Origin of the sequence: Brevibacterium picturae (assembly GCF_900105045.1) — a bacterium.
Classification (GTDB): domain Bacteria; phylum Actinomycetota; class Actinomycetes; order Actinomycetales; family Brevibacteriaceae; genus Brevibacterium; species Brevibacterium picturae.
Genome location: NZ_LT629739.1, coordinates 3,142,300 through 3,158,373 on the forward strand (window position 1 = coordinate 3,142,300; position 16,074 = coordinate 3,158,373).

Here is a 16,074-nt window from a genome sequence, read left to right on the forward strand (position 1 = left end):
TGAGCCCCGAATGCTCGAGGCTCGCGGAGGCCCAACCTTCGGGGAGGACTCAGAAGCTGGGCAGGACCGATCCGTCTTTCCACTTGTCTTCGATGAACTGCTTCACTTCGGGGGAGTGGAGGAGCTCATCGAGCTTCTTGATGTTCTCATCGTCCTTGTTCTCGGTGCGCACGGCAAGGAAGTTGCCGTAGGGGTTGTCCTTGGCGTCTTCGAGGATGATGCCGTCCTTGGCCGGGTTGAGTCCGGCTTCCAGGGCGTTGTTGCCGTTGATGACCGAGGCGTCGACGTCCTTGAGCGTACGAGCCAGCTGCGCGGCATCGGCCTCGACGAACTCGATGTTCTTCGGGTTGTCCTCGACGTCTGAGAGCTTCGCGTCGACCGCGTCGACACCGTCCTTGAGGGTGATGAGCTTGGCCTTTTCGAGCAGCTTCAGTGCACGGCCCTGATTGGCAGGATCGTTGTTGATGCCGACCTTCGCGCCCTTGGGCAGATTCTTGACGTCCTTCACTGTCTTCGAGAACAGTGCGAAGGGCTCCAGGTTGATCGGTTCGAACGCGGTGAGCTCGTACCCCTGGCCCTCGACCTCGGAATCGAGGTAGGGCTTGTGCTGGAAGTAGTTGGCGTCGATGTCGCCGTCGGACAGGGCCTTGTTGGGCAGGGTGTAGTCCGTGTATTCGGTTACTTCGATGTCGAGGCCGGCCTCTTCGGCGAGGTTCTTGTCAACGAAGCGCAGGATGTCGCCCTGCGGCACGGGTGTGGCACCGACGGTGAGCGTGGTGATGTTGCCGTCCGTCTCACCGACGGTGTCGGTTCCGCCGCCCACGAGTCCGCAGCCCGACAACAGCAGGGTCGCACTCGCAGTGATGGCGATGAGCTTGGTCTTCATGATTCTCCTTGATTTCAGTAGTTCGTCAGTGATGAGTCAGTGGAATGAGCCAGTGGGTGGGCCAGTGGTGTGACCGCGGCTCAGCGGTGGTCGACGGCGCGGGCGATGCGGTCGCCGATGAACTGGATGAGCGTCACGATGAGCACGAGGACGATGATGCAGGCGACCATCGTGTCCGCCTGGTAGCGGTTGTAGCCGTAGGAGATCGCCAGAGCCCCGAGTCCGCCGCCGCCCACAGCCCCGGCCATCGCGGTGTAGGACACGAGAGTCACCGAGGTGACCGTTGCGGCTCCGATCAGCCCCGGTTTCGCCTCGGGGACGTAGACCTGACGGACCACCTGTCCATTCGAGGCCCCCATCATCAATGCCGCCTCGACCTTCCCTTCCGAGACCTCACGCAGCGAGTTCTCGACGAGGCGGGCATAGAAGGGGATCGCCCCGACGGTCAGGGACACCACGGTCGCCTGCCACCCCAGAGCCGATCCCACGACGAAGCGGGCGAACGGGATGAGGGCGATGATGAGGATGATGAAGGGAATCGAGCGCGTGACGTCGACGATGAATGACAGCACGCGGTAGAGCGCGGGACGAGCGGTGAGCCCGCCCTTCGATGTCGTGAACAGCCAGATGCCCAGGGGCAGGCCGAACAGCACCGCCAACCCGGTGGACCAGGCGGTCATGAGCAGGGTCTCGATCGTGGCGGGCAGCATCTGCTGCGTGATCGCGGGATTGTCGAACCACATCGGATCGTTCATCAGGCTGCCTCCTCCGCATAGATTCCGTCGGCTTCCAGGGCTGTGATGAGCTCCTTCGACTTCGCCGCCGAGGCGACTGTGAAGCGGATCCGCCCGACCTGCCTGCCCTCTATGGTTTCGACAGCACCGGCCAGGATGGCATCCGCGCTGACACCGACGGACTGCGCGCAGGTCAGCACCTGCGGCAGGCTGGCTCCGGCCAGCGCCACCTCGACGAGGCGGGTCTTCCCACCGCTGGTGCCAGCGCCATCCGCGCCATCAGCACCAACGGCGGATCCGGTGTCGTCCAACCCGATGGGTGGAAGGGGGACGAGATCCTTGGCCAGGGTCGAGCCGGGCTCGGAGATCACCTCGGCGAGGGTGCCGGTTCTGGCCACCTGGCCATCGGCGAGCAGAGTCACCGAGTCGCAGATCTCGCGGATGACGGACATCTCGTGGGTGATGATGAGGACGGTGATGCCCAGGCGGTCGCGCAGTGAGCGGATGAGGCCCAGGATCTGGTCCGTCGTTGAGGCATCCAGCGCCGAGGTGGGCTCATCGCACAGCAGCACCTTGGGTTCGGCGGCCAGTGCCCGGGCAATGCCCACGCGCTGCTTCTGTCCGCCGGAGAGCTGGGCGGGGTAGTTGTCGGCCCGGTCGCCGAGGCCGACGATCTCCAGCAGCTCACGTGCCTTGGCCAGGCGCTCGGCCTTGGCGACACCGGCGATCTGCAGGGGATGGGCGACATTGTGCAAAGCGGTGCGGGAATCGAGGAGGTTCACGTGCTGGAAGACCATGCCGATGCTGCGGCGGGCCTCGCGCATTCCGGAGCCTGACCGGTCGGTGAGGTCGGCGCCGTCGATGGAGACCGTCCCGGAGGTCGGGGAGTCGAGCCCGGTCAGGCAGCGGATGAGAGTGGACTTGCCGGCGCCGGAGCGGCCGACGATGCCATGGATCTCTCCGGCGGGGACCGACAGATCGATCTCCTCCAGAGCGACGGTGTCTCCGAACACCTTCCGCAGACCGCGCAGCTCGATCACAGTCGTCTCCTCGTGTGGATGGGGGATGTGGACGTTCACACGGCGTGCGCGAACCGAATGCGCCGAAATACGGGCACGACGATCTGCGGTTCGACCAGCGCCGACGATTCAGCATGCCAACACCGCGGTGCCAGCATTTACGCGGTCGTCATAAAAGGACGCACAACTGGGTTTTCGTGATCAAGGACACGCGGATTCGGGTGGGTGGGTCGCCTCGGCGCCGTTCTGGAGGGGCGGCGCGGCAGAGCAGCAGCGAGGTCCTGGAAGAGTGGGCGTTTTGTGCTGAATTTCATCGCCGAATCAGCACAAATCGCCCACAACTCGGCACGGGGAAACGAATCTCAGAGCGAAGTGCTGCTAGCGGCCGTTTCGCGAGGTATTCTATTTGTAAGTGCATTTAATATGCCGATTTCGGCAATCTACGACGAAAAATGCGCATAAAACGTAGGGAGTTGGCATGCTGATTAGATTTGAAGTGGAAAATTTCCGCTCCATGCGAGAGCCAGCGGAACTTTCAATGGTTGCGGTCGATGATGAGCGGCCGATAACGAGAGCCCAAACGAATCTCCCTGCTTCCCTGGTGCCGGCGGCGGGTGTCTTCGGCCCCAACGCTTCGGGCAAATCCAACATTCTGGCCGCAATGTTGTGGGTCAGTGATGCTGTGAGAACCTCATTGCGGTCGTGGGATGAGGAGATCCCAGTCGAGCCGTTCTTATTCGGTGATGCGAAGGACAGCGACTCATCGTTCGTCATCGAGATGACTGTGTCCGGTGTTCGCTTCGACTACTACCTCGACATCGGTCGACATAGTGTCAGCTTTGAGGCGCTCTATCACTATCCTGCGGGCCGACGGCGGAAACTGTTCGAACGCGAAGGGAACGAACTGACACTGCAGAGGGGCCTCGGCGAGCTGTCGGGAACTCGTGCGCTCTTGACCGACAGGACTTTGGCGCTGTCGATTATGCGTCGCTTTGACGAACCTCATACTTCTGGTTTCGCTCACGAGCTGCTGAAGATGACCCCGTTGGGCAAACAGTTCGAAGGAACCTCGAGACTGCCTGAACTGGAACGCCAGTCGACACTGAGCTTGTTCGACGGTGCAGCTGACCAGCAAATGGATCTGTTCGATGCTTTCGATGATGCTGAACTGGACACGATGTTCGATGGCGAAGAGAAGTTGAAAGTCAGGGGCAGAGCAGAACGCCGTCACAACGCATTGACCTTGCTGAGGATGGCCGATCTGGGAATATCTGATGTTGAAATTGCGAAGGGCCCAGCGATTCGTGCAGGCAGGGTCAGCACGGGAGGTGCACGTAAGAATGCTCAACTCGTCCACGAGATCTCGGGGGAGAGAGTGGCATTTGAATTCGCTGCTGAATCAGCGGGCACCCGCGAGTGGTTCAACCTGATTGGTCCGATCTTGGCCGCGATCGAGAACGGCTCTGTTGTTCTCTTTGATGAGATCGATTCGAGTCTTCATCCGACCTTGACTGCTCAATTGGTGAAGTTCTTCCAAGACCCCTCTTCGAATCCCAATGATGCGCAGCTGATCTTCACTGCACATGACACCAACTTGCTCAACCGGCTCAATCGCGATGAGATCTGGTTGACGGAGAAAGGGCCGGACGGAGCAACGAGGTTTGGTGCACTTGCGGACTATGCCGGCGAAAGCGTCCGTCGATCGCGCAACATCGAGGCGGGATATCTCAGTGGTCGATTCGGCGCGTTGCCGGATGTGTCGCGACCGGAAGTTCTGCGTGAGCTGGGGCTGATCGGATGAGCGCTCGAACACGTCGAGACAAAAAGAAGTCGCTGAAGCGCACGACCGAGACGAAGGCCGTTCGCGCGACGTTTCGGATCTACGTGGAGGGTGCAGCGACTGAGCCAGAGTACATATCTGCGCTGAGTAGGTTGCCGGAGTTGGCAGAGAGGACTGCGGTCGAGGTTCTGATCGAGGAGACCGGTGCGGTCCCGTCCACGCTTGTCGATTCAGCCTGTGAAGACAAACGGCGCAATGATTTGGACATCGATCAGTACTGGTGCGTCTTTGACGTTGAAAGTCCCGTTCCCCACCCCAACCTTAAGGGTGCAATGATCAAGGCCCGTGACAACGGTGTCGCAACAGCCGTCAGCAATCCGTGTTTCGAACTGTGGCTGGTCTTGCACCATGCGGCGCAGACAGCATTCTTAGAGACCGATCAGGCTATCAGCATACGCAACGCTATTGATCAGTCCGACGGCAAGCATTTGGCCGCTGCAGACTATATGAATCGCCGGACTGAAGCTGTGCGTCGAGCCAAATCTCTCGAGAAGCGACATCGCAATAACGGCACTGACTTCCCCGACGAGAATCCGTCCTCGACTGTCTACAAGCTTCTTGAAGCATTGAAGGTCGACGTGTCGCAGGACTGACGCTCCGCCTCGGCGCCGGAAGTGACGGGAGTGTGAACTCTGGTCAAAACTGCGGGGCGGGACCGGTGCAGTTCTCGCTCTCGTAACCTCATCGTCACCTCGCCCCCGTATTCCTGGATAGCTCAGGCCCAGGGCCACTTGTCATCTCGGCACAGTGATCCGGAGGCGAGGACGACGAGGAGACCAGCGCATGCTCGAGGACACCACCAGGATCGCGGCGATCGTTCCCTGTCACAACGAGGAGATCACGGTGGCGAAGGTGGTCCGCGACCTCAAGACCGCCGTGCCCGGCATCGTCGTCTACGTCTATGACAACTGCTCGAGTGACCTGACATCGCAGCGAGCCGCCGAGGCGGGCGCGATCGTCCGCAAAGAGAACTCCCCAGGCAAGGGCAACGTCGTCCGGCGGGCCTTCGCCGACATCGACGCCGACATCTACGTGATGATCGACGGTGACGACACCTATGAGGCCGCGCATCTGCCCGAGATGATCGAGACTCTGGTCTCCGGGCCCTACGACCATGTGCTCGGTGTGCGCCAGGACAACCAGGAATCGACGTCATACCGGCCCGGCCACGAAGCGGGCAATATGATGTTCAACCGGCTCACCGGGTGGCTGTTCCAGTCCCAGGTGACCGACATGCTCTCCGGCTATCGGGTGTTCTCCCGCAGGTTCGTGAAGTCGTTCCCCGCGATCAGCAAGCGCTTCGAGATCGAGACGGAGCTGACCGTGCACATGATGTCGCTGCGCCTGCCCAGCACCGAGGTGCCCATCGATTTCCGTGACCGTCCCGACGGCAGCGAGTCGAAGCTCTCGACGTTCAAGGACGGCTTCCGCATCCTCGGGCTGATCTCCGCGCTGGTCAGGCACGAACGGCCGAGGCTGTTCTACGGTGTGATCACCGCGATCCTGGCCGCAGCGTCCCTGCTGTTCGGGCTGCCCGTGGTCTGGGAGTTCTGGCAGACTGGCCTGGTGCCGAGATTCCCGACAGCCATCCTCGCCGCAGCCCTCATGGGCTTGGCATGCCTCCTCGCCAGCGTGGGACTGACCCTGGACGGGCTGCGTCGGGCCAGACGTGAAACCTCCCGACTGGCATACCTGGGGTTACCGGCGGTCAGCATGCCTGAGACGGGCAGTGCGATCATGCGCACCTCAGGTATCGGAACATCAGAACTCGACTCATCGGATCTCAGATCGCCGGACCAGCGACCCCGGAAGACAACTGCAGCGAGGACCTCACTCGCCTCATGACGGAGCCGAGAACAACGAACCGCGCCGCGGAGAAGTCGACGAACGGTTCCAGGCTTCGAGAATTCTTCGCCTCGCCGGTGGTGTGGGATTGGATCCTTGCCCTGCTGACCTTGCTGCCCGCTCTGGTCTTCACCGCGCTCTTCTTCCCTGGCCGAGCCAATGTCGACATCGCCAACCAGTACGCGCAGGCCACAGGCGACATTCCGTTCTCCGATTGGCATCCGCCGATCATGAGCGCCGTGTGGCGAGTCCTCATCGGCCTCACCGGCGAGTCCGGCAGCCTGTTCGTCCTCCAAGTGGCCATTCTCGCGCTCGCCTGCTGGCTGCTCGGCGTGCTTGTGCACCGGTGGGGAGAACATCGGTGGGTGTCGCTGGTCGGGCCCGCGATCATGGCGACCCCTTGGGTCGTGTCGCAGATGACGACGATGTGGAAGGACACGCAGATGGCCGTGGCCATGCTGCTGGCCGTGGTCCTGCTCATCATCACCCGCTTCGTGCCGAAGACGTGGGTGCTCTGGATACCGGCAGTGGTGCTGCTCGTCTACGCGTTCGGGCTGCGGAAGAACGCCATCTTCGCCATCATCCCGATCGCGGTCTATGTCGCTTGGCTGCTGGTCAAACGGCTGCGTAGCAGTCCGCAGCGCGATAGTCGGCTGCTGTCGCGGTTCGTTGCCAAGCGAGGTCTGGCCACGGCCGTCGCCTCCCTGCTCGTCCTCATGGTCTTGGGTGCTGGAGTCAAGGCCACAGACCTGGCCATCGCATCCCAGGAGGACGTGGCGGCCACCGGTCAGATCTCGCAGATCTTCCTCGACGACGTCATGTTCTCCGTGCCCGATGACGAGCTCCAAGCTTCCGATGCTCCCGCCGAGCTCAAGGACAAGATCAGCACAGCACGGGACAAATGCCTGGAGAAGGGCGAGATCTGGGACGCCTACTGGAACTGCTACGACATGGGGGCGACCGAAGAGCCGTTCTCACCTATCGCCCACCAGGACGATCTCAGGGATCTCTGGCTGTCGGAGGTCATCACTCACCCCCTGCGCTATGTGGAGTACCGAGCCGCAGTGTTCTCCTTCTACTTCTTCTCCTCGGCTCTGGAATACTGGCCGGCCGACTGGCACTATGACGCGGCGAAAGTCGGACTCGAACAGGGTAATGACAAGGCCGACTACATCGTCAAGCCCTACGTCGAAGACTTCGCACTCGACACATTCCCGATGCTGTTCAAGCCGTGGTTCTGGACCCTCCTCGCCGGCCTCCTGCTGGCCTTCGGATATCGCGCCCGGCGGCGGAGTTCGACGTTCGCCACCGCGGCGGTGAGTTCGCCCGCGAAATCGACTGCTGAAACGACCTCGAAGCCTGTCCAGAAGATGGTCTCGAGGCCTGCCGACGCACGGACCTTCTGGCCCGAGATCACGATGTTGGCCACCTCGGCGCTGTTCTATGTGGTCGGATATTTCCCCATCGTCCCGTCGAACCATTTCCGGTACACGTTCTGGCCGGCGCTGGCCGTCACCACCGCGCTGCTGTTCGTTTTGGCGATGTGGCGGTCCAAACGTACAGAGGCCGCCTCGGACGGCTCGGAGGGGTCGAAGCCAGCGGATACCTCGGACATCGTGGACAACTCAGACACTCGAGAGCCGGGGGACACCCCATGATCGCCGGGCACGCCGCGATCGGGGGCATTCAGCGAGTCCGAAACCTGGCCGATTAGACTCGGTGACTGTAATGAAAGAGTCATTTTCGGCCCGTATGCGGCGCCTCGCGGCGGAAGCGTTCAAGTTTCTCACTGTCGGTGGTCTGGGATACATCGTCGACGTGGGACTCTCCAACGTCCTCGCCTACGGCGTGGGATCGATGCCTGCGCTGCTCGAGGGCAGCCCGATCAAGTCCAAGATCGTCTCCACCATCATCTCGATGATCGTCGTATGGCTGGGCAACAGGCTCTGGACCTATGGGGACCGGACCACGGGTTCGAATCTGCGCGGCGTCTCGCTCTTCGTCGCGGTCAACATGGCTGGCATGATCATCACCGTCATCCCGCTGGGCGTGACCTGGTACCTGCTCGACATGCGTGACCAGCTGACCTACAACATCTCGACGAACATCATCGGCGTCGGCCTGGCCATGATCTTCCGCTTCTACGCCTACCGCACGTGGGTGTTCAAAGAAGCATCTCCCGACGCCGAGGTGGTCGTCGAGATGGACGAACCGAGCACCGTTCCCGACGACCGGAAGTAAGGTTGCCGCGCCGACTGCCGCGCCGACTGCCGTGCCGACTTCATCGAGACAACGGTGGAGCTTCGTGACACCTGTGCGTGCACAGGTGGTTCGGCGCTCCAGCGTCGTCTCGACGGAAGCTGAGATAACCAGAGAGGAACAGAGCAATGAGTGAAAAAGCCACGACCATTGATGAGTATCTGGAGGGGATTGATCCGGCTTTCCGGGCGGAGCTCGAACGGATTCGCGCACTTGTGACAGAGCTCGTTCCGAGTGTGGACGAGACGATGAGCTACAGCATGCCGACGCTGAAGTACAAGGGTCGTGCCCTGGTCTACTTCACTGCCTCGAAGAAGCACATGAGCCTGTTCCCCTCGTGCTGGGCGATCGAAGAGTTCAAGGACCGGCTGGAGGACTACAAAACCACTGTGCACGCGATTCAGTTCACGTTGGCAAAGCCACTGCCTACCGAACTGGTCGAGGACCTCGTTCGCTACCACGCACTCCAGATTGACGAAAACCGGCAATGACCAGCTCCCACATGGCCCTCCGCTGAGAAACAGGAGATCCCAACGTCGCGCGTCGGCTGGTCGGGATTGAAATGAGGGATTCATATCCCCAACCACCTGTGATCTAACGTGCACACGGTCAGCGTCGCCTGGTGACTCTGGTGGAATTCGGAGTCGCTGCTGACCCTCGGGAAGCGGCCGAACAGGGCGCCTTCTGACCACAAGGCAGCTGATCATTTCTGATCTTCAGTACAGGAAGCCCCGGCAGAATAGACCCATGACCGCGCTCCAGCCAATCCCACTGGTCCTGCTTGCAGGCGTGCCGGGGGCTGGAAAGACCGAAGCGCTGAAGATGATCAGCAAGCAGGCTCCATGGGTCCGCATCTCTGATTCGGAGACGGTACGTTCCCGGCTGAGCAACTACGTGCCTTGGCTGCCGTATACGATGAGCCGGCCTGTCGTCCACACGATAGGTCACTTCGCGGCACTGTTTCAGGTTCTTCGGCGAGACAGGGGTCCGCTTATCGTGCACGACCCGGGAACTCGTCATTGGAGCCGCCGTCTCTTACTGCGCTTAGCGCTTCTCCGAGGTCATAGACCAGTCGCCGTTTACATTGACATCGATCGCGAATCCGCAATTCTTGGCCAGGTGAGGCGCGGTCGTGCCGTCAGACATCAAGCGTTCGAGCGACATTGGCGGCATTGGGTCGAATTGCGCAAGGCGATTCTTGCTGGCGTCGAGCCTTCCCCGGGTGAGCGATGGCCGCGAATGATGCTCTCCAGCCGCGATTCGGCCGTAGACGACCTGCACCAGCTGCTGGATTCCACCGATTGTGGCCAGGAACTCCAAGCAGATCGAACTTAGTCCACTGAGCTGTCGTCATCTCTCCAGGCTCAATTTCGACAACTGGGCTGAACGCATCGCCTCAAGCTCGGCTGATGACCCTGTCGTAGAGGTCTGCTACTTCCTCAACCGCCGGTAGGCCCGAACTCGCAACGGTTCGATCCCGAGAATGCCGACGTGGTCCTGCGCCTGCTCTGGCGCGATCATCTCGACGTCGAGCAGGGCCGGCGTGGCCCGCGCCGGAAGCTCAGCGTCGATCAGGTCATCGATGCTGCGATCGTTCTCGCCGACGCGGACGGGCTCGAGGCGCTCTCGATGCGCAAGGTCGCCGAGGCGGTCGGAGTCTCGGTCATGTCCCTGTACAGCTATGTGCCGCACCGGTCAGGTCTGATCGGGCTCATGGTGGACAAGGTCATCGGCCGCAGTCCGCGGCCCGAGCATTCGGGGTCGTTGGCGGACCGGGTGCGCACCTTCTCGGAAATTCTCTGGGACGAGTATCACCGGCATCCATGGCTGGTCGATGCACAGTCACACCGGCCGTGGATCGGGCCTGAGATCTCCGCCCGCTATGAGTGGGCGCTCGAGGCCTTCGAAGGCACGGGCCTCGACGACATCGCCATGGACCACACGGTCTCACTCATCGAATCGCATGCCTCGGCCAGCGCGGCCGGCAGCATCAATGCGCAGAGACTCATGGAAGGTTCGGGTGTCAGCGACGTCGAGTGGTGGGACGCCAATGCTCCGCTGCTCGAGCTGGTGATGCCCGCAGGCTCTTTCCCCATCTCCAGCAGGGTCGGGTCAGCAGTGGGGGAGAAGTACCAGGCGGTGACCAGTCATAGGGCGATCTACGAATACGGGTTGGAGACCATCATCCTCGGTGTGGAGGCTCAGCTACAGAGCCGCGCCTGAGGCTACCGACCGCACAGCTTTATCGGCACAACGGTGGAGCTTCGAGACACCTGTGCGTGCACCGTTGGCTCGGCGCTCCAGCGTTGTCGCGGCGCGAAGTGACCAAGTGGCCCCGCGCGAAGCGGCCTCGTCAGCGCAGCGTGCGCAGCTTCCTGTAGGCACGGACCACTGGGGTGGGCGCAATTGTTCGCAGCTCGGCGCGGATGAGCAGACGTTTCTGCTTCCACACAGCGCTGCGCCGGTTCGGCAGCTGACCTTCCCTGGCTCGTGTGGCCAGCAGGCTCAGATGATGACGCAGTCTTCCCTCGTCGACATGGAAGTAATTCTCAGCCAACCACGCCGAGGTGGGGAAGCCGATGTCCCCAGCCGCCACCTCGGCGAGGGTGCCGGTGGCGCCGGATTCGGCGAAGGCCTCATTGAGCAGGGCCCTGTCGAAGCCGAAGTCCGAGATCAGCAGGGTGGGGATGCCACGGTCGAAGGACTCCAGAGCAGCCGTCGATGACACTGTCACCAGGGCTGATCCGGGCACGAGGAACTCGTCGAGAGGACCATAGCCGAGGCCGATGAGGTCGGCGCCATCAAAGCCCTGCTTGCGCAGAGAATCGAGGATGTCGAAGTACGAGTGCTGTTCATGGTGGGTTTCGTGCTCCCCGGGCCGGGACCGCATTTTGATGACCACGCTCGAGTTTTGGTGGTGCGAGGCGAAGCCAGCGAGGGCACGCACGATCGCTTCACGATCGGCCAGAGTTTCGGGCACCTTGGCCTGCGGAGCGAAGACGAGAGTCTGGGGGACGTCGTCAGGCATGGGCAGCGAGTGTGCACCCGCGGCGGCGGGCTGCTCGACGTCCTCAGCGACGGCGAGCTGCGGGATCCCGAGTGAGCGCAGCATCGGCAGGCGGGCCAGGTAGATCTCACAAGGCACCTGCGTGAGTGCACTGACCTGGGTGTACTGGGCCACCTCGGCGAAGGAATGGGCAATGAACGCGTCCATCAGACGGCGATAATTCATGCCTTTGGTGCTGGCAGGAAGGCCCATGCCGGGAAGGCCCGAGACCAGGGCCGGGCGGTGCTCGAGCAGGTGCGCGGTGAGGAAGAGCTGAGCGACGATCGGGCCGGTGGCGGCACCGAGGACGATGTCGGCGTGATGGTCGGTGATGATGCGGGCCAGATCGGTGCGGGTCACGACAGGGATGCGGCGGCCGGCCCAGGCGGTGCCGGCGACGGCGTGGGTGATCTGCTCGTCGGTGGGCAGGATCGGGCTGTCGATGAGGTAGACGTGGGCCTCGACGCCGGGCAGGGAACTCAGCAGCCGGGTCGCCCATTTGAGGTAGGACTCGGAGTCGGAGACGGAGACGATGCGGATTGGTACGTCCGAGCGCGATGGTGGTTCAGGTATCGACATCTGCCTTGACCGATTGGGCATTGAGGGACTTACGCAGACTATCGGCTGAGGCACCGGTCCACCATTCCGGCGGAATCTCGGTGACGGCGATCGTCACGTCCGGGTTGAGCGTGGCCAGGGAGATCGCTGCGGTGCTGGGCAGACTGCGGATGGTGGAGTTCGGCGGCAGATTCACCAGGCGCAGCTCGATCGGCAGACCGACGTGTTTGATGCGCACACGTTCGTCGCGGTCGAGCTCGGCGAGGAATTCGTCGGTCTCGCGGCGGTGCGGGTAATAAGTGATGGGACCGTGGGCCATGAGCTCGTCGAGCCAGGCGCGGTAGGAGTCTTCGTGGATCAGTCCGTCGGCGACCAGGGCCGAGCCGATGACCGGGTTGTCCCTGGGGTGGCTGCCGCCGGTGGGCAAGGTCTGCAGATGCTTGAACTTGTGACGGGTGATCTCCGCGCCGGTTTTCAGGAAGGCCTTGCGCATGGTCTTCGACACCGGCAGCGCGGTATGCCAACGCAGCTTCCCGGCCGGAGCCAAGCCGCGCAGACGGTCAGCGACATGTGCGGCCATCACCGCACGTGAGGCCTTGAGCTTCTGCCGCGGGCGCACCAGGGGTCCGCGCTTGGCGGTGAGGATCTCGATGGTCGAGTAGGTGGCCAGGCCGTCGTCGAGGATGACGACCTCGGGCATGCGCCTCTCGAGGTAGGCCAGCGAAAGTGCCTTGTGGACCTGCCCGGAGCAGGCATCGCCGATGTAGATGCGATCGAAGGTCTGCTTGCGCAGGATTCCGGGCTTGGCACCGACACGTTCGAGGGAGACGCGCTTCGGCAGCCAGGCGGGATCGAAGGCGTCGAGGAACGAGGTCATTCCCTTCGCATTGGCGCGAGCACGGATGAGCAGGTCCTCATCGGGGTCGTGTGTCTCGAGTGCGGAGAGGAACTGGAGGGGCGACTCGACGAAAGCGATCGAAGTCAGTCGAATCTTCTTCGCCTGCTTGGCCGGACTCTTCTGCGCCTCAGCTGCCTGGCCTGGGGCCTGCTGCGCGGGGGCTTCTGCATCCTGCGTGAGAGTCATTGTGACCTCGTCTTTCTTCGGGCCTGACTTCTTCTTGGCTGACTGCTTCTCGCTCGACTTCTTCTTCGTCGAATTCTTCTTGGCGGAGCTCTTCTTGGAAGCGCCCTTCTTGGCCATCATCACTCTGGCTCCGATCTGCGTTTCGGTCCCAGCTTCGACCTCAGCCTCGACCCCACTCCTGAGTTCATTGCCGAGTCCAGTCGCGAGCTCAGCCTCGAATTCACCTGCGGGACGAGCTTCGCGCCGTCGATGGAGATTCCGTAGGTTCGCAGTGTGCGCTGCGTCCGCTTGGCCTGTGTGCGCAGGCGTCGCTTCGCCGAGCTCAAACCCTTGCGGTGCGGTGGAATCTCCAATTGTCCGGGCAGGTCCAGCTTCGTCAGGCGCTTGCGCTTGAAGTACTTCATGTCCTCCCCGCCGACGGCAGATTCGAGGAAGTCGATTGCACTGTCTCGCAGATACGAGGCCGTTTCGGACTGCATGCAGTAGGTGACCGCATCGATGAGCGGCCCCAGGTCCTTCGTGCCGATTGAGGCCCCACCGGCACCGGACTCCGCGTTCGCCGATCCGGGACCCACCTCGGCGAGGTCACCTGGCAGGACGTAGCCGCCCGTGTGAAGGGCATCGACGATGGTCAGCGGGATCCGGTTGCTGTTCTGGTACGGCGCCAGGGCGTGAAGCATCATCGAGGTTCCGATGGCGGCAGTGGCGGTGCCGAACAGAGCCCGAGCGGTCGCCAGCCCGGTCGAGTAGCAGGACACGACCAGCTGTGGTCGGGTGGTGGCGATGACGATCTCGGCCAGCAGCGGGACGTCGGCGAGCACGAACTCCAGTCCCAGTTCGTGACTGCGTTGGCGCAATGGTTCGATCGTCGTCCGCGCCGAGGTGGGGTGCGGTTTGAAGATGACCGTGGACAGTCCCTGCGCTTTGACCTCATCGATCATCTGCAGGTGCAGTTCCAGCTCCTCCTCGGCGGTGATGAGGTCGATCTGGGCCAGGTACTGACCGAGGACGATCGCAGCGTCGGGAATCGGATCACCGAGGTTCGCCGCCGCCAACTCGGGGGCCACCTCGGCGGCCATGTCGTCGATGACCGACTTCAGGTCGGTAGGCGGCAGGGCCACACGGTCGGGGGAGTGCTCGGCGAGCTGACGGGGTGTGATGCCTGGCAGGAGGTCCGTGTAGTAGATCGTGGTCAGCCGCTGGTACTGCGGCAGGGACAGTGGATTGCGGATCGGGCCGTAGCTCATCAGCCCATCGGAGTGCACCGAGATCCTCGCGGTGGTGAAGATCTGAGTGAGCACGCCGGCAGGATGGCCGGGCAGGGATTCGACGATGAGGTCGAGTGGCTCGTCGTCGGGGATCGTCCATGCCAAGCGCAACGACCGCTGCATGAGCGGGGCGCGTTCGCCGGAGATGCCGAAGGTCTTCGGATGGTTGGGCCAGATGGTGGCGTTCCAGTCCACGACGAGATCGAAGAAGGTCAGCAGGCTGGCCGAGCCGGGCATCGCGTCGGCCGCAGGTGTGAGCTCGGGGGCGAAGGAGTTGTTGGCGACGACGAGGATCCGTCGCCGGCCTGCCTCGCCGAGGCGCCCGGCCCGGATCAGGGCGACGATGTTCGCGAGCTGGTACTGGGTGGAGATCTGGATGATCTGGGTCATCAGCGTGCCCTCCTGACGATCGAGTCGATCACGGGCAGTCGGTGCTCCCCGAAGTTGTGCAGGGCCTGGTCGATGATGTCGGTGTCGACGCCCTTGAGTGTGTTCACCGCGCCCAGGTTGAGCTTCGACCTGACGTCGTGGGTCATCGAGGTGCCGCGATTGTGGATCTGGAAGTAGAGGATGGAGAGGAAGTTGCGGACCGCCTTCTGCTCGAAGCGGCGGAACTCCGGCTTCTCCTCGAGCATGGCGAACACGGACCGGAATGCGGGGATGAAGTCGAGTTGACGTTCGTCGTAGATCGCCGTCAACGAGGTGGCGCTGCCCTTGCGGTAGCAGAGGCCGGCGGTGTCGACGACGGCGAAGCTGTCGGCCTCGAGGTGGTGGCGCCACGTCCAGGGGCGGTCCTCGCAGGTGCGCAGATCCGGGTTGAACTCGAGCAGGCCGCGCCGCGCCATGGAGCGGGAGTAGATGCCTGTCCAGCACTCGGGGAAGTCGACCATCGTCGAGGCATCGTGGGGGAGTATGTAGTTCCTCGGGCGCAGCGCTGTGTTGTGAGTGAAGCAGGGGGCGTTGCGCAGTTTGCGGTTGAACCCGTTGACGATGAGGTAGTTGGTCTTGACGAAGTCCACGCCCAGACCGGTGATCGCATCCGTCAAGGAACGCAGATGTCCGGGGGCGTACCAGTCGTCACCGTCGAGATAGGTGATCGTGTCGCCGGTGGCTGCTTCCAGCGCCGTGTTGCGGGCGGTCGAGACTCCGAGCGATTGGGCGTTGTGGATGTCGACGAGGTTGAGCTGGTCTGCGAATTCGGCGATGACTCCGGCCGTGTCATCGGTGGACCCGTCGTTGACGACGACGACTTCCAGTTCGTCACGATCGAAGCGCTGGTTGACCAGACTCTTCAGACTCCCGCCGATCGTATCCTCGGCGTTCTTCGCGGCGATGATGACACTGACGACTGGCGCTGTCATTGGGTCCTTTCGCGGTGGTGCTCTTGACTCGTGGAGCTCGTGGCGTGCGCTGGTGCTTGCACGCGTTCTCCTGGGCGGACGGGCGGTGTGATTCGCATTCGATTGATCCTAAAATTCCTAAGCGAACGGTGGGTTGCGCCGAGGTTGACGCCCCGGACAGCTCGAATTCATCCG

General features: G+C 62.4%; 15 protein-coding genes. 8 read left to right on the forward strand and 7 right to left on the reverse strand.

The features are described from left to right. Positions 1-49: 49 nt before the first annotated feature. The 3 genes from BLT92_RS14355 to BLT92_RS14365 all read right to left on the reverse strand — a co-directional run bounded on the left by BLT92_RS14355 (position 50) and on the right by BLT92_RS14365 (position 2,660). On the reverse strand, positions 50-886 hold the full coding sequence (locus BLT92_RS14355; RefSeq protein ID WP_092106625.1) for a MetQ/NlpA family ABC transporter substrate-binding protein: 837 nt from the start codon (positions 884-886) through the stop codon (positions 50-52). An 80-nt stretch (positions 887-966) separates the two neighbouring features. Next, a complete protein-coding gene (locus BLT92_RS14360; RefSeq protein ID WP_092106627.1) occupies positions 967-1,641 on the reverse strand; it encodes a methionine ABC transporter permease in 675 nt (224 codons plus the stop codon). Next, positions 1,641-2,660: a methionine ABC transporter ATP-binding protein gene (locus tag BLT92_RS14365; protein ID WP_092106629.1), complete on the reverse strand. Its 1,020-nt coding sequence runs from the start codon at positions 2,658-2,660 to the stop codon at positions 1,641-1,643. Before BLT92_RS14365 ends, BLT92_RS14360 begins: the two co-directional genes overlap by 1 nt. Positions 2,661-3,117: 457 nt before the next feature. Here BLT92_RS14365 and BLT92_RS14370 point away from each other — a divergent pair, with 457 nt between their 5' ends. From BLT92_RS14370 to BLT92_RS14405, 8 genes are all read left to right on the forward strand, one after another. Continuing rightward, complete coding sequence (locus BLT92_RS14370; protein WP_092106631.1) at positions 3,118-4,440, forward strand: AAA family ATPase; 1,323 nt, start codon at positions 3,118-3,120, stop codon at positions 4,438-4,440. Continuing rightward, entirely contained in the window at positions 4,437-5,072 is a 636-nt protein-coding gene (locus BLT92_RS14375; protein WP_092106633.1) for an RloB family protein, read from the forward strand. The genes BLT92_RS14370 and BLT92_RS14375 overlap by 4 nt, the downstream gene beginning before the upstream one ends. Positions 5,073-5,262: 190 nt before the next feature. Further along, complete coding sequence (locus BLT92_RS14380; protein ID WP_226830349.1) at positions 5,263-6,324, forward strand: glycosyltransferase; 1,062 nt, start codon at positions 5,263-5,265, stop codon at positions 6,322-6,324. Next, positions 6,321-7,982 (forward strand): hypothetical protein, encoded by a 1,662-nt coding sequence (locus BLT92_RS14385; RefSeq protein ID WP_092106635.1) that lies wholly within the window; start codon positions 6,321-6,323, stop codon positions 7,980-7,982. Before BLT92_RS14380 ends, BLT92_RS14385 begins: the two co-directional genes overlap by 4 nt. 70 nt (positions 7,983-8,052) lie before the next feature. After that, entirely contained in the window at positions 8,053-8,565 is a 513-nt protein-coding gene (locus BLT92_RS14390) for a GtrA family protein (protein WP_226830350.1), read from the forward strand. Positions 8,566-8,711: 146 nt separating this feature from the next. Further along, complete coding sequence (locus BLT92_RS14395; protein WP_092106640.1) at positions 8,712-9,074, forward strand: iron chaperone; 363 nt, start codon at positions 8,712-8,714, stop codon at positions 9,072-9,074. Between the two features lie 331 nt (positions 9,075-9,405). Then, entirely contained in the window at positions 9,406-9,918 is a 513-nt protein-coding gene (locus BLT92_RS21275) for a hypothetical protein (RefSeq protein WP_407922888.1), read from the forward strand. Between the two features lie 156 nt (positions 9,919-10,074). Beyond that, a complete protein-coding gene (locus BLT92_RS14405; RefSeq protein ID WP_092106644.1) occupies positions 10,075-10,806 on the forward strand; it encodes a TetR/AcrR family transcriptional regulator in 732 nt (243 codons plus the stop codon). A 130-nt stretch (positions 10,807-10,936) separates the two neighbouring features. Here BLT92_RS14405 and BLT92_RS14410 read toward each other — a convergent pair whose 3' ends face one another. Genes BLT92_RS14410 through BLT92_RS14425 form a run of 4 tightly spaced genes read right to left on the reverse strand, consistent with a single transcriptional unit; the run spans position 10,937 to position 15,900 of the window. Further along, positions 10,937-12,208, reverse strand: a complete 1,272-nt coding sequence (locus tag BLT92_RS14410) for a DUF6716 putative glycosyltransferase (protein ID WP_231938847.1) — start codon at positions 12,206-12,208, stop codon at positions 10,937-10,939. Continuing rightward, positions 12,195-13,391, reverse strand: a complete 1,197-nt coding sequence (locus BLT92_RS14415) for a hypothetical protein (RefSeq protein ID WP_231938848.1) — start codon at positions 13,389-13,391, stop codon at positions 12,195-12,197. The genes BLT92_RS14410 and BLT92_RS14415 overlap by 14 nt, the downstream gene beginning before the upstream one ends. Further along, a complete protein-coding gene (locus BLT92_RS14420; RefSeq protein ID WP_092106646.1) occupies positions 13,391-14,929 on the reverse strand; it encodes a polysialyltransferase family glycosyltransferase in 1,539 nt (512 codons plus the stop codon). Before BLT92_RS14420 ends, BLT92_RS14415 begins: the two co-directional genes overlap by 1 nt. Continuing rightward, entirely contained in the window at positions 14,929-15,900 is a 972-nt protein-coding gene (locus BLT92_RS14425) for a glycosyltransferase family 2 protein (protein ID WP_092106648.1), read from the reverse strand. The genes BLT92_RS14420 and BLT92_RS14425 overlap by 1 nt, the downstream gene beginning before the upstream one ends. Positions 15,901-16,074 lie beyond the last annotated feature (174 nt).

Excerpts from the sequence above, each read along its gene's own strand:
- BLT92_RS14420 (WP_092106646.1), bottom strand. The coding sequence starts at position 14,929 with ATGACCCAGATCATCCAGATCTCCACCCAGTACCAGCTCGCGAACATC.
- BLT92_RS14370 (WP_092106631.1), top strand. The coding sequence starts at position 3,118 with ATGCTGATTAGATTTGAAGTGGAAAATTTCCGCTCCATGCGAGAGCCA.
- BLT92_RS14375 (WP_092106633.1), top strand. The coding sequence starts at position 4,437 with ATGAGCGCTCGAACACGTCGAGACAAAAAGAAGTCGCTGAAGCGCACG.
- BLT92_RS14410 (WP_231938847.1), bottom strand. The coding sequence starts at position 12,208 with ATGTCGATACCTGAACCACCATCGCGCTCGGACGTACCAATCCGCATC.
- BLT92_RS14355 (WP_092106625.1), bottom strand. The coding sequence starts at position 886 with ATGAAGACCAAGCTCATCGCCATCACTGCGAGTGCGACCCTGCTGTTG.
- BLT92_RS14425 (WP_092106648.1), bottom strand. The coding sequence starts at position 15,900 with ATGACAGCGCCAGTCGTCAGTGTCATCATCGCCGCGAAGAACGCCGAG.
- BLT92_RS14385 (WP_092106635.1), top strand. The coding sequence starts at position 6,321 with ATGACGGAGCCGAGAACAACGAACCGCGCCGCGGAGAAGTCGACGAAC.
- BLT92_RS14360 (WP_092106627.1), bottom strand. The coding sequence starts at position 1,641 with ATGAACGATCCGATGTGGTTCGACAATCCCGCGATCACGCAGCAGATG.
- BLT92_RS14390 (WP_226830350.1), top strand. The coding sequence starts at position 8,053 with ATGAAAGAGTCATTTTCGGCCCGTATGCGGCGCCTCGCGGCGGAAGCG.
- BLT92_RS14415 (WP_231938848.1), bottom strand. The coding sequence starts at position 13,391 with ATGATGGCCAAGAAGGGCGCTTCCAAGAAGAGCTCCGCCAAGAAGAAT.
- BLT92_RS14380 (WP_226830349.1), top strand. The coding sequence starts at position 5,263 with ATGCTCGAGGACACCACCAGGATCGCGGCGATCGTTCCCTGTCACAAC.
- BLT92_RS14395 (WP_092106640.1), top strand. The coding sequence starts at position 8,712 with ATGAGTGAAAAAGCCACGACCATTGATGAGTATCTGGAGGGGATTGAT.
- BLT92_RS21275 (WP_407922888.1), top strand. The coding sequence starts at position 9,406 with ATGATCAGCAAGCAGGCTCCATGGGTCCGCATCTCTGATTCGGAGACG.